This window comes from Novosphingobium cyanobacteriorum, from assembly GCF_029436685.1.
GTDB classification, from domain to species: Bacteria; Pseudomonadota; Alphaproteobacteria; order Sphingomonadales; family Sphingomonadaceae; genus Novosphingobium; species Novosphingobium cyanobacteriorum.
On sequence record NZ_JAROCY010000001.1, the window covers coordinates 204,230 to 223,634 of the forward strand.

At 65.8% G+C, this 19,405-nt stretch carries 21 protein-coding genes; 10 read left to right on the top strand and 11 right to left on the bottom strand.

Annotation, left to right across the window (positions count from 1 at the left end; genetic code table 11):
* Positions 1 to 3: 3 nt before the first annotated feature.
* The 5 genes from POM99_RS00945 to POM99_RS00965 all read right to left on the bottom strand — a co-directional run bounded on the left by POM99_RS00945 (position 4) and on the right by POM99_RS00965 (position 4,888).
* Complete coding sequence (locus POM99_RS00945; RefSeq protein ID WP_277274860.1) at positions 4 to 1,386, bottom strand: DUF3570 domain-containing protein; 1,383 nt, start codon at positions 1,384 to 1,386, stop codon at positions 4 to 6.
* Complete coding sequence (locus POM99_RS22370) at positions 1,377 to 1,607, bottom strand: DUF4266 domain-containing protein (RefSeq protein ID WP_277274861.1); 231 nt, start codon at positions 1,605 to 1,607, stop codon at positions 1,377 to 1,379. The genes POM99_RS00945 and POM99_RS22370 overlap by 10 nt, the downstream gene beginning before the upstream one ends.
* On the bottom strand, positions 1,604 to 2,089 hold the full coding sequence (locus POM99_RS00955; protein WP_277274862.1) for a TlpA family protein disulfide reductase: 486 nt from the start codon (positions 2,087 to 2,089) through the stop codon (positions 1,604 to 1,606). Before POM99_RS00955 ends, POM99_RS22370 begins: the two co-directional genes overlap by 4 nt.
* 44 nt (positions 2,090 to 2,133) lie before the next feature.
* On the bottom strand, positions 2,134 to 3,462 hold the full coding sequence (locus tag POM99_RS00960; RefSeq protein WP_277274863.1) for a calcium-binding protein: 1,329 nt from the start codon (positions 3,460 to 3,462) through the stop codon (positions 2,134 to 2,136).
* A gap of 157 nt (positions 3,463 to 3,619) precedes the next feature.
* On the bottom strand, positions 3,620 to 4,888 hold the full coding sequence (locus POM99_RS00965; RefSeq protein WP_277274864.1) for a S8 family serine peptidase: 1,269 nt from the start codon (positions 4,886 to 4,888) through the stop codon (positions 3,620 to 3,622).
* Positions 4,889 to 5,060: 172 nt separating this feature from the next.
* On the opposite strand from POM99_RS00965, the gene POM99_RS00970 reads away from it, so the two are divergent.
* Complete coding sequence (locus tag POM99_RS00970; protein ID WP_277274866.1) at positions 5,061 to 5,549, top strand: RNA polymerase sigma factor; 489 nt, start codon at positions 5,061 to 5,063, stop codon at positions 5,547 to 5,549.
* Positions 5,546 to 6,253 carry an anti-sigma factor family protein gene (locus POM99_RS00975; RefSeq protein ID WP_277274867.1) on the top strand — a complete coding sequence of 236 codons (708 nt, stop codon included), beginning with the start codon at positions 5,546 to 5,548 and terminating at the stop codon, positions 6,251 to 6,253. The genes POM99_RS00970 and POM99_RS00975 overlap by 4 nt, the downstream gene beginning before the upstream one ends.
* 3 nt (positions 6,254 to 6,256) lie before the next feature.
* Here POM99_RS00975 and POM99_RS00980 read toward each other — a convergent pair whose 3' ends face one another.
* Positions 6,257 to 7,264, bottom strand: coding sequence for a hypothetical protein (locus POM99_RS00980; protein ID WP_277274868.1), 1,008 nt, complete (start codon positions 7,262 to 7,264; stop codon positions 6,257 to 6,259).
* Positions 7,265 to 7,447: 183 nt separating this feature from the next.
* Between POM99_RS00980 and modB the strand changes: the two genes are divergently transcribed.
* From modB to POM99_RS01005, 5 genes are all read left to right on the top strand, one after another.
* Positions 7,448 to 8,143, top strand: coding sequence for a molybdate ABC transporter permease subunit (gene modB / locus POM99_RS00985; protein WP_277274869.1), 696 nt, complete (start codon positions 7,448 to 7,450; stop codon positions 8,141 to 8,143).
* Positions 8,133 to 8,768 (top strand): ATP-binding cassette domain-containing protein, encoded by a 636-nt coding sequence (locus POM99_RS00990; protein WP_277274870.1) that lies wholly within the window; start codon positions 8,133 to 8,135, stop codon positions 8,766 to 8,768. Before modB ends, POM99_RS00990 begins: the two co-directional genes overlap by 11 nt.
* An 83-nt stretch (positions 8,769 to 8,851) precedes the next feature.
* Positions 8,852 to 9,433: a TadE/TadG family type IV pilus assembly protein gene (locus POM99_RS00995; protein ID WP_277274871.1), complete on the top strand. Its 582-nt coding sequence runs from the start codon at positions 8,852 to 8,854 to the stop codon at positions 9,431 to 9,433.
* Positions 9,433 to 10,014, top strand: a complete 582-nt coding sequence (locus POM99_RS01000; protein ID WP_277274872.1) for a TadE/TadG family type IV pilus assembly protein — start codon at positions 9,433 to 9,435, stop codon at positions 10,012 to 10,014. Before POM99_RS00995 ends, POM99_RS01000 begins: the two co-directional genes overlap by 1 nt.
* The gene (locus POM99_RS01005) at positions 10,011 to 11,594 is read left to right on the top strand and encodes a TadE/TadG family type IV pilus assembly protein (protein WP_277274873.1); all 1,584 of its coding nucleotides are present in this window, start codon (positions 10,011 to 10,013) and stop codon (positions 11,592 to 11,594) included. The genes POM99_RS01000 and POM99_RS01005 overlap by 4 nt, the downstream gene beginning before the upstream one ends.
* Here POM99_RS01005 and alr read toward each other — a convergent pair.
* From alr to POM99_RS01020, 3 genes are all read right to left on the bottom strand, one after another.
* Complete coding sequence (alr, locus tag POM99_RS01010; RefSeq protein WP_277274874.1) at positions 11,587 to 12,873, bottom strand: alanine racemase; 1,287 nt, start codon at positions 12,871 to 12,873, stop codon at positions 11,587 to 11,589. The genes POM99_RS01005 and alr overlap by 8 nt on opposite strands.
* Positions 12,870 to 14,390: an N-acyl-D-amino-acid deacylase family protein gene (locus tag POM99_RS01015; RefSeq protein ID WP_277274875.1), complete on the bottom strand. Its 1,521-nt coding sequence runs from the start codon at positions 14,388 to 14,390 to the stop codon at positions 12,870 to 12,872. The genes alr and POM99_RS01015 overlap by 4 nt, the downstream gene beginning before the upstream one ends.
* Positions 14,391 to 14,495: 105 nt before the next feature.
* Entirely contained in the window at positions 14,496 to 15,083 is a 588-nt protein-coding gene (locus POM99_RS01020; protein ID WP_277274876.1) for a nitroreductase family protein, read from the bottom strand.
* Between the two features lie 111 nt (positions 15,084 to 15,194).
* Here POM99_RS01020 and POM99_RS01025 point away from each other — a divergent pair, with 111 nt between their 5' ends.
* Positions 15,195 to 15,839 carry a TetR/AcrR family transcriptional regulator gene (locus POM99_RS01025; protein ID WP_277274877.1) on the top strand — a complete coding sequence of 215 codons (645 nt, stop codon included), beginning with the start codon at positions 15,195 to 15,197 and terminating at the stop codon, positions 15,837 to 15,839.
* A 411-nt stretch (positions 15,840 to 16,250) separates the two neighbouring features.
* Here POM99_RS01025 and POM99_RS01030 read toward each other — a convergent pair whose 3' ends face one another.
* Positions 16,251 to 16,619, bottom strand: coding sequence for a hypothetical protein (locus tag POM99_RS01030; RefSeq protein ID WP_277274878.1), 369 nt, complete (start codon positions 16,617 to 16,619; stop codon positions 16,251 to 16,253).
* A gap of 815 nt (positions 16,620 to 17,434) precedes the next feature.
* Here POM99_RS01030 and POM99_RS01035 point away from each other — a divergent pair.
* Both POM99_RS01035 and POM99_RS01040 read left to right on the top strand, forming a co-directional pair.
* Complete coding sequence (locus tag POM99_RS01035; protein ID WP_277274879.1) at positions 17,435 to 18,016, top strand: carboxymuconolactone decarboxylase family protein; 582 nt, start codon at positions 17,435 to 17,437, stop codon at positions 18,014 to 18,016.
* Positions 18,017 to 18,105: 89 nt separating this feature from the next.
* Positions 18,106 to 18,498, top strand: a complete 393-nt coding sequence (locus POM99_RS01040; protein ID WP_277274880.1) for a DUF3592 domain-containing protein — start codon at positions 18,106 to 18,108, stop codon at positions 18,496 to 18,498.
* 72 nt (positions 18,499 to 18,570) lie between these two features.
* On the opposite strand, the gene POM99_RS01045 is transcribed toward POM99_RS01040, so the two are convergent.
* Positions 18,571 to 19,230: a TetR/AcrR family transcriptional regulator gene (locus POM99_RS01045; protein ID WP_277274881.1), complete on the bottom strand. Its 660-nt coding sequence runs from the start codon at positions 19,228 to 19,230 to the stop codon at positions 18,571 to 18,573.
* Positions 19,231 to 19,405: the final 175 nt, after the last annotated feature.

The following is a 19,405-nucleotide window of genomic DNA, read 5'->3' on the forward strand; positions in this document are numbered from 1 at the left end:
TCCTCAACGGAAGGTCACGCGCACGCCGCCGACCACGCTGATCGACTTGGAGCCCGAGAACAGGTCGGTCGTCGCCAGGTTGCCCGGCAGGGTGCGGTCGAAGTGCAGGCCATACTGCCAGTATCGCTCGGCCGAGCCATAGACCTCGATGTTCGAAGCCACCTTCGCGCCGCCCCTCAGCCCCAGCGTCCACGCCCCGAACCGGCTGAGCCGCGAATCCGAACTGGCCATCCTGGGCGTCGGCTCGTCCAGATAGAGAAAGTAGCGAAAGAAATTCGCCTGCGTCTGGTGATACCAGCGCACCCCCGGCTCCAGATAGAAGCTGCGGCCGATCGGCACGTGCTCCGAAAGGGCGAAGGTCACCGACTTGATCCCCCAGCTGTCGCGATACCACCGCGCCGAAGCATCCGTCACGAACGATCCCAGCGCCAGCTTGCTGCCGAAATAGACCGAGTGCCGGTTCCGTTCGAAGGGGCGGCGTTCATAGAGCGAGAAGAACGGATCGCCACTGCTGCGGTCCACCAGCGAGATCAGCTTGTACGGGTCCGTGTGGTAACCCGTGCTGTGGCCATAGCTGTAGTTCAGCTGCACCAGCCATTCCGGCGTCAGCACCTGCGTGAACCCGGCAACCACGTTGTAGACCTTCTTCAGCCGCGATTTGCCCACCGAATAGCTGCCCATGTCGCCCAGCGCGTCGGGAATGCCGAAGTACGGGCGGATGGTGTCGTATTCGTAGTTGAAGCCGAGCGAGACGGTGGTGTTCTTGCGGAACAGCTCCTTGGCCAAGGTGGTGCGCACCGATCGCGAGGTGAAATCGAACTCGTGGCTGTAGCCGCCACCCACGCTCAGCTTCAGCCCTTCGGCCACCGGCACGGTCGCGCCCACGTCAACGGCATAGCGCCGGTCGTGGAAGGTCTTGTCCACCGGCAGTTTTCCCGGCTCGATGGTATAGGTGCCCGATGAACTGGTGCAGCCGTCGATCGGGCACAGCTCGCCATCGGCGGCCTTGGCCCTCTGCTGCGGCGGTTCGAAGCGTTCCACGCTGTTTGATCGGATCGCCCCGTTGGGCGTCGCCCCGGTCAGCGCGTCGAACGTGCCCTTGATCGAGAAGGTGGAGCCGTTCGAGCGGTTCCACGTCAGCCCCGCCTCGGCCTCGATCGCGCGGACGCGGTCGTCATCCTCCTGGTAGAACAGCACCGCGCTGTCGGCCACCAGGGTGCCGGGCTCGCTCGCCGTCTCGTCATAGGCGTTGGGCGCGCGCTGCGGGGCAGAGACGCCGGCATCGGTGCCGCCGCTCGCTTCCTGCGCATGGCCCGCCATCGGGGCGAGCAGGCCCGCCGCCAGCAGCGAAAGCGCGGCGGCGACCTTTCCTTCGGTCAGTTGCATCCGCAGCCTCCGCCATCGAAGCTGCGGCCACCCGAAGCGGCTTCCTTGCTGAAATAGGTGTGCTCGTCGAATGAAAGGATCGCCGGTTCACGCGCCAGCTGCATGGACTTGCGCGCCAGCACGTCGCGCTGCCACGGTTCGGCCCCCATGTGCGCGCAGCCGCCCAGCGAAAGCGCCGCGCCCAGCATCAGCACCGCCTGCCTGATCGCCGCCCGCCTCACTTTTCGCGCACCAGCTGGGCCACGTGGCCTTCGTATTCGGCGGCCTTGTTGGGGAAGAAGCCTTGGTGGCGAAAGCGCATCTTGCCGTCGCGGTCGAACACCAGCGAGGTCGGCATGTCATTGACTTTCCACGCCCGCGCGATGTCGCCCTTGCTGTCCCACACCACCGGCAGGGTGGAGCGGACCTGGCGCAGGAAGGCGTCGGCGGCGGGGCGCTGGCGGTCGACGTTGACGGTCAGCACCACAAGGTCGTTCGCGCCATAGCGGCCGGCCAGGCCCTGCATGAACGGGAACGACTGCTTGCAAGGGCCGCACCACGATGCCCAGAAATCGACGAGCACGACCTTGCCCTTGTAGCGCGAGAGGTCGAGCCCCGCAGCCTCTGCGGCCTGCGCGGTGGTGGCTGCGGGCAGGGCGCCTGCCAGGGCGAGCGCGCTGCCCAGCGCCAGCATGGCGCGGCGCGTGAAATTGCTGGTATTCATTATGATCCCTTCCTTTGGCCCCCCGGCGTCCAGGCAATTGCGTGTCACAAGACGATGTCGGCTGAGGTAATCGTGTGCGTGCCGTCCAATCGGATCACGAAGTCCGCCGTGGTGTCCCCGTTCACCTCACCCATGATGTAGGTGTTTCCGCCCGAGACCATGTAGCGCAGCTCGCCACCGGTATGGTTGTGGAAGTTGTTCTGGCCAATGAAGACGAAGGCCTGGTCGCCCGCCTCGCCATATCCGCTGGCCTGCACCACCGCGTCGATCAGGTGCAGGTCCACCTTGTCGCCGCTGGTGAAGTCCACGATCTCGTCTGCCGTGGTGGTCGTCTTGCCGGTATCGCCCAGCGCGGTGAACACGAATGCATCGTTGCCCGCGCCGCCGGTCATCACGTCAAGGCCCGTGCCGCCGGTGATCGTGTCGTTCCCGCCACCGGCAAGGATAGTGTCGTTGCCCGCAAGTCCCGACAGCACGTTCACCGCATCATTGCCGGTCAATGTATTTGCGCCGGTGTTGCCCGTGCCGTTGATGGCGGCGGTACCGGTCAGGATCAGGGCCTCGATATTGGCCCCCAGCACGTGGCTCACGCTGGCGTTCACCGTGTCGGTCCCTTCGCCCACGTTCTCGCCACATACGTCTCCGGCGTTGTCGACATAGAACGTGTCGTTGCCCGCGCCGCCATTCATGTGGTCCGCGCCCGCACCACCGTCGATCCTGTCGTTTCCGCCAAGGCCGGTCAGCGTGTTGGCGGCGGCATTGCCGGTGATCGTGTTGGCCAGGCCGTTCCCCGTCCCGTCGATTGCATCCACGCCGGTCAGCAGCAGCTTCTCGATATTGTTGCCCAGGGTATGGCTCACGCTCGCTCTCACCTGGTCGCTGCCTTCACCGGCATTTTCGGTGCAGGTGTCGCCCACGTTGTCGACGATGTAGGTATCGTTGCCCAGGCCACCGATCATCGTGTCGGCACCCGCGCCGCCGCTGATGTAATCGTTTCCGCCCAGCCCGCTCAGCGTGTTGGTGGCGGCGTTGCCGTACATCTTGTTGTCCGCATCGTTGCCGGTGCCGTTGATCGCTGCACTGCCGATCAGATACAGGTTCTCGATGTTGGCACCCAGTGTCCAGCTGATCCTCGCCTTCACCGTGTCGGTGCCTTGGCCGGTGGCCTCGATCACCTTGTCGCCCACGTTGTCGACAAAGTAGGTGTCGTTGCCCAGCCCGCCGGTCATCGTGTCGGCGCCCTTGCCACCGTCGATCTTGTCGTCGCCGCCCAGGCCGGTAAGGATGTCGTCACCGCTGCCGCCGCTCATCACGTCGGCAAGGTCGGTGCCCGTCAGGTTGTCGGCGCCCGTGGTGCCGGTGAACGTACCCATCCCGTCAATCTCCTGTCATCCCGGCCACGCTGTTGGCGCAGCATTCGCCCCTACAACGGACCAGGATCGGCAGTTATTCCGTGGCCGGTTGACGAAATCGCAGGACTAAGGGTTACTGCATATTAGGGATGACTGATTTTGCGGTATCCGCTGCGGCTTAGCCGACAAAACCCCAGCCATAGGTATCGTCGCGTCCCTGCGGGCCCAGGTCGCGCGCGCTCTTTTCCAGCCGGGCACGGCATGTTGCAGCGTCCGATCCAGCAGCGGTGCAGCGCGCCATCCACGCGGCTACCCGCGGCGTGGCGAACGATGTGCCCGAAAAGCGCCCGGTTCCGCCGGCAGCATTTGCGGCCGGCACATCCACGCCATGTGCGGCCAGGTCCACGTATGCGTCTCGGTTGGCATAGCGATAGATGCGCATGTCCTTGTCCACCGCCGTCACGGCAATCACGCCGGGCAGCGCCGCGGGATAGGCGGGCGGGGCGGATGGCCCACCGTTGCCCGCTGCGGCCACGATGGCGCGGCCCTTGGAAATCATGTCGGCAATCAGCCGGTCGATCACCGCGTTGCGCGGGCCGGCAAGGCTCATGTTGATCACCGTCGGGCCCTGCGCCGTCACCCATTCCAGCGCGTCGGCCAGCACATCGGCCGAGGTGAAAGGCTTCGCTGCGGGCCCGCGAAATATGTTGGCGGAATAGATTGTCGGCTGCCCCGCCTGCGCCAGGATTGAGGCGACCGCCGTGCCGTGCGCCGTCGCCGCGCCGGGCGTGCGGCCTGCCGCCCAGGTCACCACCCTAGCTCCAGCCAGCGCGGGGTGCCCTGCCACATCGGTGTCGATCATCCCCACGCGAAAGGCATCGGCACTGGCAGACGGCTGCGCACTGGCGCCTTTCGCCTTGCGCGGCTTGCCACCGCCGGCCACGCCCAGCCCGTAATAATGGACGAAGTCCACGGTCGCCGCCGGATCGGCCTGCGCCACCGCGGCGCGTGCATTTTTCAGGCTCAGCCCCGCCGGAGCTGAAAGGCGCACGATGTGATGGCCCAAGGATGCAAGTGTCTGGTCGGATATCACCTTGAAGCCCTGCGCGCCCAGGCGGGCGATGGCGTCTGACGAAAGATCCATCGCACTCACTTCGCCGCGCCGCACGGGAAAACCGGCGTCGTCGCGGTCGGGCCATTCGTCCCGCGCCAGGATGTCGATCAGGTCCGCACCCGCCATCAGGCGGTCGGTCGCATCGTCCATCCCTTTTTCGTTCTCGCTGCGCTCGGCGCGCTCTTCACGCTCCCGTTCGGGTCGCTCGGTTTCGGGCCTTTCAGTTTCGGGCCTCTCGGGGCGCTCGACCTCCACTTCGCGCTCTTCCACTTCTGGCGGTTCCGCGGCGCGGGCACAGGTGATGGCGCCGCCGTGCAGCGTCATGGCGAGCATGGCCGCCGTTAAGTACCTCGTGCCCCACATGCCATCATAACGCACGCCCGTTCGCCCTATTCCGCGTTAACGCAATTTTGTTTAGCCTGCCTTCACGCCGATGGGGAATAGTCGACGTTGGTCGGCGTTGTAGGGTCGTGGGTCTGATGGAAGCCTTGCAGGGGATGGTCTGATGCGCGCCCGGATCGTGGCCGCGTTGCCGCGCCTGCGCCGTTTCTGCCAGGCGATGACTGGCAACGCCGATGATGGAGACGATTTGATGCAGGCCACGGTGGAGCGGGCCCTTGCGCGCAGCGATCAGTTCGATCCGCAGACGCGGCTGGACAGCTGGCTGTTCCGCATCGCCCAGAACCTTCACATCGATGCGGTGCGCCGCACCCGCCGTCGCGGGGCGCACCTGCCCGATGATGAACTGCTGCACGTGGCGGGCGAAGATGGGCGCATTCTGGTCGAAAACCGCTCGGAGCTGGCCGTGGCGCAGCACGCGCTGCAGCAATTGCCCGAAGACCAGCGTGCCGTCTTCGTGCTCGTCGTGGTCGAAGGGCAGGGCTATCGTGAAGTGGCCGAAACGCTGGGCATTCCCATCGGCACGGTGATGAGCCGGCTCGCCCGCGCCCGCTCGCGCATCGGCGACGTATTGGGACGGAGGGCCGTGGCATGACCGTGACGCCCGAACAGGAAGACCGCCTCGCCGCCTGGCTCGATGGCGCACTGCCGGAAGGGGAGGCGCAGGCCTTCGCCATGGAACTCGCCGCCAATCCCGCCCTGCGTGCGCTGGAACAGGAATGGCGCGCCAATGACCGGCTGATCGCCGATGCTTTCGCGCCCGTTGCCGAGGCACCGATCGATCCGGCGCTGTTGCGCAAGATGGGGCTTGAACCGGAGCCGGCTGTCGCTTCGTCGCTTGCCGCCAATGACAACCAGCCCGCGCGCTGGCGCCGGTTCGCGCCGTGGGGCGGTGCCGCCATGGCGGCGGGCATCGCGCTGGCGGTCATGCTGGGCAGGCCTGCTCCGGTCGATCCGCTGTCGCAGGCGCTCGATCGCACCCCCTCGCTGGCCAGTGCCACGCTGCCCGACGGGCGGCGCATCGAACCCACGCTCACCGTGCGCGCCGCCGATGGCCGCTGGTGCCGCGAATACCGCAGCGCCGGCAGCATCGCGCTCGCCTGCCGCAATGGCGCAGGACGCTGGACCACCGAGGGTGAAGGCGCCGCTCCCGCTGGCCAGCCGCAGTCGTCCGATGGCATCGCCATGGCGTCCGGCCCTGAAGGCGCGGCGCTCGATGGCGCCTATCGCCGTCTGGGCGCGTCCGATCCGGTCGATGCCGGGGCGGAAGCCCGCCTTATCGGTGGTGGCTGGAAATAGGCCTCAGTTCAGCTTCCAGGTCAGCGTCAGACCGCCAAGGAAGTTGGCGCTGCGCTGGTTCAGGCCTGCTCCTGCATAGGCGTTCAGCCGCAGCCGCTGGTTCAGCGAAACCCCGGCCCATCCGGTCAACTCGCTGAACGGGCGCCGCCCGGTCACGGATTGCTGCCAGTCGTAATCCACGCCCAGCGAAATCGCGCTGCTGGCGCGCAGGCTCACCCCGCCGCTGGCGCCCCAGGTGTCGCGCAGCCGCAGGCCCAGCGCCTTGCCTACCAACCTCCGCCGCGCCCCACCCCACAGCGTCACCGGGCCCACATGGCGGGACAGCGTGGCGCTCAGCGTCACATCGGTCTTCCCCGTGCCAAGGCCCTTGGCGCGCGATGCCGTCGGCACCTTGATCCGCGCGCCCAGGTCAAGCTGCGCCAGCGTGCCGAGGTCCAGCCCATAGCCCAGCGCCACCGACACATCGCCCAGCCCGCTGCGCGAGCCCGAAGGCCCGGCGATCAGCGCCGCTGCCGCCAGCCGTTCGGTCTGGCACTGCCCGCCGCCATCGTCGCTGCCGCTCCCGCCGCTCCCACCACTGTTGTCGTCGCTGCCGGAAGTTGCCGCAGCCTCCACCGGCGTGCAGTCATCCCCGCCGCCGCCGCCACTGCCGGAATCATCCTCGATCTCGGTCTCGGTCTCGGTCCCGCCGATGCCGTCGTCGCTGCCGCTCACGCCGCTGTCCACCGCGCCGCCATCGCGCCCCTGCGGTGAATCCACCAGCGTGCCCGGCCCCTCGATCCGCACGAACGGCACCGTAACCCGCAGCGTGAAGCGCTTCTGGCTCAGCCGCAGCGAAAGCGGGGCGGAATAGACGCGGGTGGTTGCGGTGCCGCCGTAATCACCGCTGGCATAGGTGCCACCCAGGCTCAGCCTCAGGCTGGCGCTGTCGGGGGCGGCCTCCTGCGCGTGTGCGGCGCCTGGCATTGCCAGTGCGAGCGGTGCAAGCAGGCCGATGCGGTACTTGGCCATTGTGTGTCCCCTGAACGATCCCGTCCTGCGTTTGCCGGGCCTGCGCGGGTGAGGCAAGCTCGTCTTTCGCCGTAGATTGAAATCGACTGACCAGGGGCTGAAAGCGACTGAGGCGTGGTTGAGCCCGGTTGAACCCGGCCCTGCGGCTGGCTATGCCGCTGTGGTGTTCAGGGGAGGGCGGCGGTGCTTTCGGCCGAGGAATGGCAGATCGTCGCGCTCTCGCTCAAGGTGGGGGCAGTGGCCATTGCGCTGACCCTGCCGGTCGCTTTCGTGCTGGCCTGGGTGCTGGCGCGGGGGCGGTTCCGGGGAATCGTGCTGCTCGATGCGCTGGTCCACCTGCCGCTGGTGCTGCCGCCGGTGGTCACCGGCTGGCTGCTGCTGATCGCGTTCGGTCCGGCCGGGCCAGTGGGGCGTGTCCTGTCCCAGGTGTTTGGCATCACGCTGCTTTTCCGCTGGACCGGGGCCGCGCTGGCGGCCGCGGTGATGAGCCTGCCGTTGATGGTCCGCGCCATCCGCCTGTCGATAGAGGCGGTGGACACGCGGCTGGAACAGGCTGCGCGCACGCTGGGCGCAGGGCCGTGGCGCACCTTCGCCACCATCACCCTGCCGCTCTCGCTGCCCGGCGTGCTGGCCGGCGTGGTGCTGGGGCTTGCCCGCTCGCTGGGTGAATTCGGCGCAACAATCACCTTTGCGTCCAATATTCCCGGTGAAACCAGAACCTTGCCTCTGGCGATCTATGCCGCGCTGCAGGCGCCGGGGGGCGATGCCATGGTCTGGCGCCTTGCCGCGATCTCGGTCGTGCTGTCGCTCGCCGCGCTGGTGGCGTCAGAGGCGCTGGGCCGCCGCACCGGCATGGGAAGGCACGGCCATGTCCTTTGACGTGGATCTCTCCCTTACGCGTGGCGGGCGCCAGATTGCCGTTCGGTTCCGCAGCGATGCACCCGTCACCGCGCTGTTCGGCCCCTCGGGCGCAGGCAAGACCAGCGTGCTCGAGGCGGTTTCGGGCCTGCTGCGCCCCGATCGCGGCCGCATCGCCGTGGCGGGCGAGGCGCTGTTCGACAGCACGGCCCGCATCAATCTCCCGCCCGAACGGCGCGGCTGCGGCTTCGTGTTCCAGGACCTGCGGCTGTTTCCGCACCGCACCGTCCGCCAGAACCTGCTCTATGGGCACCGCGCCGATCCCGGTCCCGGCCTGCGCATGGCGCTGGACGAGGCCTGCGCCTTCCTGGGTATCGAACACCTGCTTGCCCGGATGCCGCGCACGCTCTCCGGCGGGGAGGCGCAACGCGTCGCCATCGGCCGCGCCTTGCTGAGCGGGCCGGGCGTGCTGCTGCTCGATGAACCGCTCGCCGCGCTCGATGCCCCACGGCGTGAAGAAGTGATGGCGGTGATCGAGCGCATTCGCGACGAATTGCGCCTGCCCATGCTGCTGGTCAGCCACCAGCGTGCCGAGGTGGAACGCCTGGCCGGGCACGTGGTGGAAATGCCCCTTTCCATGACATGAGGGGAATTGCGTATCCTGCCCCCCGGTCGGATTTAACGATGCGAACCTAAGGCGATCCATGCGCCTATGCATGGAGAAGGCAATTGCTTCGCCCCACGTGGCGGGCTCGATTTGCCCGCTGTTTCAGCAACCTGGCTGCCGACCGGCAGGCCGCCGCAGTCATCGAGTTCGCGCTCGCGGCCCCGGTGCTGATCGCGCTGCTGATTCCCACGCTTGAGATCGCGCTGGTCTATTTCGCGCAGCAGGGGCTTGAGACGGCTTCGGAATCCAGCGCGCGCTATATCATGACCGGGCAGGCGCAGACCAACTTCACCGGGGTGAAGGATTCCAAGGGCAATGTCGTGACCACTCCGCAGCAGCAGTTCAAGGCCTATGCCTGCAGCGTACTGCCGCCGATGCTGGAATGCCCGAACCTCTATGTCGACGTCACCAGCAGTACGACCTATTCGTCCACCGCGCTGAAGCTGCCCACCTTCACGTATGACGCAAAGGGCAACGTCACCAACACCTTCAACTACACGCCCGGCACTCAGGGCGCGATCGTGGTGGTGCGGCTGATGTACAATTGGCCGGTCATCTCGATGTTCGGCTTCAACATCGCCAACCAGCCCAAATCGCGCCGCATGCTGCTGGCCACCTCCGTGATGAAGACGGAGGGCTATTGATGCGCCGGCTTCAGGGCTGCCTTGCCACCATGCTGCGCCGCCTGCGCGCCGATCGCACCGCCACCGCTGTCACCGAACTGGCGCTGGCCGCGCCCGTGCTGATCCTGCTTTATTGCGGGGCCTACACGATCAGCGATGTCGCCGCCTGCAACCGCAAGGTCACCCGCGTGGCCCGCACCCTGACCGACGTCACCTCGCGCTATCCCGCAGTCACGACCGCCGATCTGACCAACATCCTCAACAACAGCGCGCTGGTACTTGCACCCTATGCCACGGCCAAGGGGTCTATGCGGATCTCGGAAATCCAGGTGACCGGGGCCAGCACCGGCAAGGTGATCTGGAGCCAGGCCAAGAACGGCACGGCCCTCACCGTCGGCACCGCCGTGGCACTGCCAACCAATCTTGCCCCCACCGAAATGCTGCCCACCACCAGCCCGGTAAAGGCCGGCGCCTATTTCCTGATGGGTGAGGTCAGCTATGCCTACACCCCGCTGTTCGGCGCCACGATCATGAAGGCGCCCAAGCTTTACACCAAGGTCTACATGCTGCCGCGCCTGTCGGATTCGGTGCCGCTGGGATGAAGCTGCTCGCCTCCCTGATGGCGCGCCTGCGGCGTGACACGCGCGGCAACGTGATGATGATCACGGCGCTGGCGATGTTCCCCACCATTTTCGCGCTGGGCCTGTCGATCGATTATGCCCGCGCGATGATGCTGAAGACCAAGATGTCTGCCGCGGCCGACGCGGCGGCACTGGCGGCCACCGATTCCTTCTACATCCAGAAAAGCGGCTCCGCGGCGCAGGCGGCCGCCAAGCAGGTTTTCAACGCGCAGGTCGCCTCGTTCCAGTCGAAGACCTACAACCCCAACACCGACGTTTCGATCTCGGTTGTCGACCAGGGCGGCCTGAACCTGGGCCGCACGGTTACGGTGAAGTTCCGCGCGCTTTCGCTCAATATTTTTTCGGGCATCCTCGGCGTCACTTCGCTCAAGGTCTCGGGCTCGTCCGTCGCTTATGCCACGCAGGCGCCGCACATCAATTTCTTCCTGGTGATGGACAAATCGCCCTCCATGCTGCTGCCGGCGACGAGCACGGGGCTGAACAACATCCGCGCCGCCACCGGCTGCGCCTTTGCCTGCCATGCGCAATTGCCCAAGAGCGACGGCATCAACGTGCGCGATCTGTCGGGCCGCGACGTGTTCATCGATCCGAATTTCTACACCAGTGGCAACAGCGGCTATGGCGTGTGGTATCGCATCGATCAGGGGGGCAAGGTCCTCTACGACAAGACCGGAACAAAGATGGGCACCAACGTGTCGATCTCCGCCTCCGGGTCGCTGTCCACCATCAGCTACAAGGACCTGAGCAACAAGAACAAGTCGGTCACCGGCTATTACGCCGATGGCTACTGGCTGACCCACAACTATACCACGATCTACACCACCGCTTCGCCCATCACGCTGCGCGTGCAGGAAGAAACGCAGGCGGCCAAGGACCTGATCCCCTATTCACAGACCCAGGCCGCGCGCAACAACGTGACCTACAAGCTGCAGTTCTTCAGCTTCGATTGGACGCATACGGGCAAGTCCTCGCCCGTGGTGCAGCATTCCACGATGACCGACGTCAACAGCCTGACGTCGGCCAATGTGCCCGACCTCGATAGCACACAGGACTGGTGGTATGCCAACAACAGCCCGACATCGACGCTGAACATTGGCGACAAGGCGACCGAGTTCAACAACATGCTGCTGTCGATGAGCAGCGCCATGCCGAACCCCGGCGATGGGGCTTCGTCCACAAGCCCGCAGGAGGTCATGATGATCGTGACCGATGGCGTGGTGGATGAACAGATCAACGGGGGCCGCCGCAACCGTGAACTCAGCGCCACGAACCTGACGAACTGCACCGCGATCAAGAACCGCGGCATCAAGATCGCCATCCTCTATACCGAGTATCTGCCGGAATCGCTGACCGGAGACAGCTGGTCGCAGACCAACGTGGCGCCCTACCTGCCCAACGTGCTGCCCGCGCTGAAAAGCTGCGCATCCACGGCGGCTGACGGTTCGCCACTGGTCTATACCGTGACCGCGGACCAGAGCATTTCCACCGCGCTGTCCGCGCTGTTCGCGCTGACCGTGCAGAGCGCGCGCCTGATCAAGTAACTTTCAGCGCGCGGGGCAGGGCGGCGCCCAGCACGGCGAGCATCTCTGGTGCATAGGCGCTGCTGTTCGCCTCGAACTCGGCTTGCGTGATGCGGTCCTGCCCCTGCGCGCCGAACAGCACCACTTCGTCGTCGATGGCCACCCCGTCCTGAAACCCGGTCACGTCCACCATCATCGTGTTCATGGTCACGCGGCCCACCACGGGAAAACGGCGTCCCCGGATCAGCACTTCGGTGCGGTTGCCGCTCTCCTTGGGAAATTCGGCCCGGTTGGCGTGGCTGAAGCTACGACGGTATCCGTCGGAATAGCCGATCGGCACGTTGGCGAGGAAGCTTTCGCGTTCCAGCCTGAAGGTGCGGTCGTAATTCACCGTTTGCCCGGCGGGATAGTGGTTCACCGCGGCCACCCGGCTCTTGATCGCCATCGTGGGCACGAAGCGGTCGGTCTTCACCGATCCCGGATCGCCATAGATCGCGCCGCCCACGCGCACCATGTCCAGGCGGGTCTCGGGATGCTGCAGCGTGGCGAAGGTGTTGGCGGTGTGGCGCAGCAATGGCCCGGTAAGGCCCTCGCCGCGCAGCCAGTCCAGATTGGCGTTGAAGGCGCGCAGCTGGCCAAGGATATCGTCGGATTCCTCGCTGGGATAGTGTGTCATCGCGCCAACGATGCGCAGCCCTTTCAGCGCCAGCAGCGCGCGCGCATCGGCTTGGCCATAGGCGGTGGAAAGCTCCACCCCGTTGCGCGACATGCCGCCTGCGTTCAGCGCGATATGCACCGGCAACGGGGCCTTGGCGCGCTTCGTCCACAGCGCCTGCAGCCGTGCGGCCAGTGCCGGGTTGCCCACGATCTCCTCGATGCGAAGGGGAAAGCCGTCCTCCATTTCCTCGGGCGTGGCGGTGCGGATGCGCATCAGCCGCCCGCGATAGCCCAGCGCGCGGGCGACGCGCGCCTCGTCGTTCGACGTGATGGCGACAAGGTTCACACGCTTGCGGATGATCGATGGGATCAGCAGCGCGATGCCGTTGCCATAGGCGTCGGCCTTCATCACCGCACACAGGCCAGAAGGCCCGATCAGGCTGCACACTGCGTCGATGTTGGCCTCGAACGCGGCGGCATCCACCTCGATCCAGCCATTGCGGCGCTGGGCCCTGGCCAGCGTCATGCCGTTGTTGCTGGCTGGCAGCACCGGCGCGGCCTGCGCCCGCTTGCCCGCCAGTCCCGTGCCCGCCAGCGCCATCAGCGCCGCGCCGCCCTGCAGCGCCCCGCGCCGGTCGATCACGGTTGTCCCCGCTTCAGGAAGCGGCCGGGAAACGCGCCGGTCGGCTTGCCATCGGCATAGACGGTCTGCCCGTTCACGATGACGCGGTTCATCCCCACCGCCAGCGCCCCCGGCGTCTGCACGGTGGCGCGATCGGCAAAGGTGCCGGGATCGAACAGGATCAGGTCCGCCTTGTACCCCTGCTTCACCCGACCGCGCCCGGCAAGGCCGACATGTTCGGCGGAAAGCGATGTCATCTTGCGGATCGCCTCCGCCATGGTCAGGCGGTGCTGTTCGCGCACATAGAGCCGGATCATCTTGGCAAAGGCGCCCGCGCCGCGCGGGTGGCGCGATCCCACCACGCCATCGGAACACAGGTTGCTTTCGGGCCAGGCCACGAAGTCGGCCACGTCCTGCGGCGCCATCGATGTGCCGATAACGGACTCGGTCCGCTGGCCGGGATGCGCCGCGCGCCACGCCTCGGCCCGCTGGATCAGCCAGAGATAGGTGGCGGCGGGCTCTTCCTTCCGGTCGGCGGCGATCTGGGCGATGGTCCTGCCCTCGAACGCTGGCTCGGGCGCATAGAAGTCCAGCAGCATCCCTTCGGGCGTGGTCAGCTTGGTCAGGGCAAAGCGGGCGGCTTCGATGTCGGTGAAATCGCGCTTGGGAAACAGCACGGTCAGCGTCGACTGCCAGTATTCGTAAGGGTAGACGTCGGCCGTCACCTTCACCCCTCGGGCGCGGGCGGCGTCAAGGCTGGCCAGCACGGCCTTGGCCGTACCCCAGCGGTCGACCGCGCCGATCTTGATGTGGGATACCTGCACCGGGATGCCGGTCTGCGCGCCGATGTCGATCAGCTCGTCCAGCGCGCCCTGGAAGCCCAGGTCCTCGTTGCGCATGTGGCTGATGTAGCGCCCGCCATCCGCCGCAGTGGTGCGGGCAAGGGCGATCAGCTCGGCGCGGTCGGAATAGATGCCGGGATCGTACTCCAGCCCGGTGGACAGGCCGAGCGAGCCCGCCTTCATGTCAGCCTCCATCAGCGCCTGCATCGCCGCGATCTCGGCCGGGGTGGCGGTGCGCTTGAAGTCCTTGCCCAGCACCGCATCGCGCAGGTAGCCGTGCCCGGTGTAGCTGGCCACGTTGATCGCCGCGGGCCGGGCCTCGAAGTCTGCGGCCACCCTGGCGAACGGGGCGTCGCTGTCTCCGTCCTGCCCGACGACGATGGTGGTCACCCCTTGCGCCAGCAGCGGGGGCATGGACCGGTCGGCATAGTTGCCCCGGTCATGGTGGCTGTGGCTGTCGATGAAGCCGGGGGCGAGCGCGAGGCCCCTGGCGCGCACCACCGTTTCGCCCTTGTGCGGCTTCAGGCGGCCGACCGCGACGATGCGGTCCCCGTCATAGCGCACCGCCACCTGTCGGCCCGGCGCGCCCGATCCGTCATAGACCGTCGCGCCGAGGATCAGCGTGGAGGCGTGGGCCGTGCCCGCCAGCAGCAGCGCCGTGGCGGTGGCCAGCAGCGGTATCGAGAATGCGCGCATGGTTCGTTCCCCTTCCAATCCGGGGTGAACCAAGCGCGCAAAGGCAAATCAATCCGGCGAGGGAGCAAGTGGTTGCTGTTGCAGGACAATTTTTGTTGGGCGGGGTCAGCCTTCGGTCAGCTTGCCAGCAAAGGCGATCTCTTCCACCGGCTTGCGCGGGCTGGGGAACTCGCGCTTCTGCATGGCTTCGGGCAGGTCTTCCCGGTTGCCGATGCGGCCGATGGCGACGGCGGCTTCCACCTTGAACCGTTCACCCGCGCCCAGCACATCGGGCGCGCGGGCGTGGTCGTAGCCGGCCATGGCGTGGGTGTGCAGGCCCATGGCATGCGCCTGCAGCGCCAGGCTGGCCCAGGCCGCGCCGGCATCGAAGCTGGCCGTGGTGGCCGGGCTGGTTTCCCCGTTCATGGGCGAGACGAAGAGCCTGTCAGACAGCACGAAGACCAGCGCCCCGGCCTTGCTGGCCCAGGCGGCATTGGCGGGCACCAGCAGGCCGAGCAGCGCATCCCAGTTGGCATCGCCCTGCAACGCCCACACGAACCGCCAGGGCTGGTAGTTGAAGGCAGACGGCGCCCAATGCGCGGCGTCGAACAGGGTCAGCAGCGTCTCTTCGTCCAGCACCGATCCGTCAAAGGCGCGGGGTGACCAGCGTTCGAGGAACTGGGGATGGACGGGGCGGGGGGTGCTGCGGGTCATGCGGGGAGATCCTTTGGGAGGAGGTGGGGAAGACGGCCCGTAGATAGGGCGGGGCGGCGCGATGGCAACGGCCTCGTTGCCGCAGCCGCGCGCAGCGGGCATAGGGCGGGGATGGAAGCTCTGACTGTCGATCGGGAACGGCGCGCGGAAGTGGGCCGGATGCGCCGGGCGCGGACGCGGGCGCGGATCGTGGCGGCGGCGTTCGAGCTGTTTGGCGAGGAAGCCGGCCTGTTCACCCGGATCGAGGATGTGGCGCGGCGGGCGGGGATCACGCGCGCCACGTTCTATGATCACTTTTCCGGCATGGCCGAACTGCGCGAGGCGGTGACGCACGAGGTGGTGCACGATTTCCTCTCTGCCGTGACGCGCACCGTGGCGCTGCTGGCCGACCCGCGGGAGCGGGCGAGCGCGGCGGTGCGGTTCTACCTGCGCCGGGTGGGCGAGGTGCCGGGCTGGGGCTGGTCGCTGGTGAACCTGTCCGCCAACGGCGTGATCTTCGGCGCGGAGACGCACCGGCAGGCCGAGATCACCGTGGTGGAAGGGATCGACGCCGGGGTGCTGGACCTGACCGCGCCGGCGGTGGGCCGCGACGTGGTGCTGGGCACCACGCTCGCCGCGATCGCCACGATGCTGCGCGAGGGCACGGCCAAGGACTACCCCGAACAGATCGCCGCCGCCGTGCTGCGCGGACTGGGCGTTGCGGCGGGCGAGGCGGAGGCCATCGCGCGGCGGAAACTGCCTGCGCTGGCGGTGTAGACCACGCAGGCGAGGTTGACACGGTTGACACTGTCCAATGGGGTGAATTGCGTGCGACCGCCGGCGGGGTGCGCAGGGCCCCGGCGGACGAATCGGGCGCGCAGGAGGTTGGAGCGATTTTTCAATCGCTTGAGCAGGAGTCTACCGATTTCAAGGAGCCGATCTGCCTGCATTATGCATGGATGAAGGCGTGTAGGAAAACGGAATCATAGATAACAGACGCGTCTGTTATTGACCGGTAGGCTGCACGTATCTGTCGACAGTCTGGACGATGCGAGACCGTGGCCTTGGCACTGGCCGCACCGGTGATGCCAATGGGTGTGGGCACGCGCTGGATTCCCTCCTTCGCCGGAATGATGAAGCAGGGGGAATTTGTACGTCTTTTCCCGCCTACTTGCGGACATCGGCGTGCTAGAGCAGCGAACAACCTATCAGCGCCAGCATCCCGACCGCTGCGGCAATCCAGACCGTTGCCAACCCGTCTGCAACTTGGACCCAAAGTCGCGACTGCGACAGCAGGGGGCTGTCTTTCTCGATTACCTTCGGGTCAACGCCGGTTTGGCTTGTCAAAACCTCAGCAAAATGAGGCCATAGGTCGTCATTCCGCATGTCAGCAGGTAGCGCTTTGCACAGCGATACGAACACATCGCCAGCGGTTAGCCAACGCGCCGCGTCCGCCTTGTTGAGCGTCACCCCGAAGGTGCGTTCAACGTCGTCTATGGCGACTATCTCGTCACCGTCGCCGCCAAGGCCAACGCTTTTGGGAAGGGTCGCGCGCATAAGTCGATAATACTGCCATACCGCTTGGCTGCAATGTCCGCTCCCCACCACTTTCGGCCGTCGCGATTTAGCAGGGTGCAAACTCGCGAGATGTCTGCTTACGTCACTTGCACACAGTGCGCGGTGTCGCCAGAGTGCCCGACGATTTTCAGGGGGGGGGCGCTTGATGTCTGGACCAAAAGTTGCGTCGCGCCGGGATGCGTTGTTAGCCCGACACAAGATGAGTGTATTCCTACTTTTTCTCACGGCAGTCATCGCAACGCAGGCGAAGACTCCTGGCCTGCAGGCGCTGTGCGTTGCAGTTGCCATCGGCTTGATGGCTTCGATGTATATGGAACGATGCCTCAACTGTGGTGGCGTTATTTGGCTCCGTCGAGGGCGTTTTTTCTTCAACAGGACTATTGGACCGTTCATTCCTCCCCAGCACTGCGGTCAGTGTGGCTCTCTGGACTTTGAAAGCCCACCTACCAAATGATGACAGCTTCCCACCCAAAGCCGGTCATTTAGCGAGACACGTAGCCCCCCTCCCGGAGACCTTGCCCAACGACCGCTTCACGGACTGCCGGGGAGGCCCGGCATCCTTCCCGTTCTTGGCCGGTTCAGGGTGAGCGGGGCCGGGTGGTGCGCGGCTAGGGCAATTCGGATGAACGGCTCCTCATGCCTGTTAGTCGCGGCATACGTACGGCCACGCCGCCTAGCATATTGGACAGGCCGGGGCGGTCCGCCGCCATGATAGCCTCCTTGCCAATAGACTGCTGAATTCGTGCAGAAAAACACTGCGTGATCGAACGGGCAGCGTTGGCAGGAGAAGATGCATGGCTGATACGATCAGGAGTTTCCGCCGCGAGGAACTTTCTCCCAAGCTCCAGCAGGATTGGGACTTCGTCCATAAGCTGACGGGACAGGCCGGTTTCATCGAGAAAGGTGCGCACGCGCCTGAACTGCTCGACTTCACGATGATCGATTTCTACGAGAAGATTTTCTACGGCGGTCGCGTCGATGTAAAGCTGAAGCATCTCGCGCGGCTGCGCATGAGCCTTGGCCATGGCTGCCGCAGCTGCAACCTGGGCAATACCATCGGCGCCAAGGAAGTGGGCTACAGCGAAGAGCAGCTGAACGCCATCGAGGGCGACCGTTCGATCTTCAGCGAGGCCGAGATCGCGGTGCTGGAACTGGCGGACCAGTTCCTGATGACCAATATCCAGGGGCATCTGGAGCCAGAGCTTTATGCCAGGCTGCACGAGCACTTTGACGATGCGCAGATCCTCGAGCTGGGCACGGTGATGAGCTATCTTGGCGGCCTGGCCAAGATGCTGTTCGTGTTCGACATGGCCGAGAAGGAGGATACGTGCCCCTTCCTGCCCGCCAACCGCACGTTGGCTGAAGCCGCCGGATAGGCCAGCCGGCAGGTTCGGGGACCGGGGCTTCATGGGTGGCAATGGCCGCAACAGCACTTTTGTAACCGCGTCGCGCTATAGGCTGCAGCATGAGGGACTACTTCATCTGGAGCGGGGTGGCGCTGTGCCTGTTTTCGCTGTGGGCGATCGGGCGGCATGACTGGTTGCGGCTGACACGGCCATCACGGCGGGCGTCGGCAAAGGTGGTCGGCTATCGCTCGTCACGCGAGGATGGGCGCGTAACCTATGCGCCGGTGCTGCGTTTCGTGTTCGAGGGGCAGGAGCACGAGGTGGTGGATGCCGTGTATTCCGCACGCCGCACGCCGGCCGAGGGCACGCAGATGGACGTGCGCTGGCCAGAGGGGCGGCCCGATCTGGCGCGGCCGCCGCGATTGATGATGTGGGGCGCGGTCTATGCGCTGCTGATCGGGATGGCCGGGTTGCTGACCGGCCTGGGCCTGGGGTGGATTGCTGACAGGTAGCTGCGGTTGGCAATTTGGAAGGGCCCACCCCCGACCCCTCCCGCAGGCGGGACGGGAGAATTCAGGTGCGCCTTACCGCTTCCAGGTGCGCACGAGGTGGATGAAGCTTTCCACGGCGATGTCTTCAATCTGCTTCATGCGGGGTTCGAAGGGTTTGCCGTGGCCGGCGAACATGGTGGTGCCTTCCATGCTGGCCGAGATGAACAGGGCGACGGTTTCGCAGTCTTCATGCCGCAGGTCCGGCCGCATTTCCTCCACGATCGAGAGGAGGGGCGCGCGGGCGCGGACATAGAGTTCCTGCATGCGCTCGAAGACGAAGGGATCGTGGTTGGACAGTGCCCAGATCTCGGGAAAGAAGTGCGTGGTCTTCTTGGTGCGGATATCGTCAAGGATGAGCAGGCAGACGCGGCGCAGGCGGTCTTCGGGAGCGGCGCCGGGCATCTGGGCGATGGCGAGGAATTCGACTTCGTAGGAGCGGATCACCGCATCGAACAGTTCACGCATCAGGTCTTCGCGGCTGCGGAAGTGATAGGTGAGGTTGCCGAACTTCATGCCGCATTCCTTGGCGACTCGGCGCATCGACAGAGCCGGGTAGCCTTCCTCGATCAGGATGGAGAGCGCGGTGCGCAGGATCGCCTCACGCGTTTCATGCCCCTTGGCATAGCCGCCTTCACGTTCCGGCAGGACGAGGTCAGTTTCCAGCGTGGGGATTGCAATGTCTTGATTTGGCAAGGTTTTGCTCCGGTCGTGGTGGCACAATAGAACAGGTTGCAATCTATGTCATCCGACAAATTTAGGTCAATTGACAGGTTTACCCCTGCTGCGTCATTCTGCTGAAACAAGGCGGGGGGTGACCGCCTGGAAGGGGATAGACAGATGCGATCCTTCGCGCTTGCAGCAGGAATGG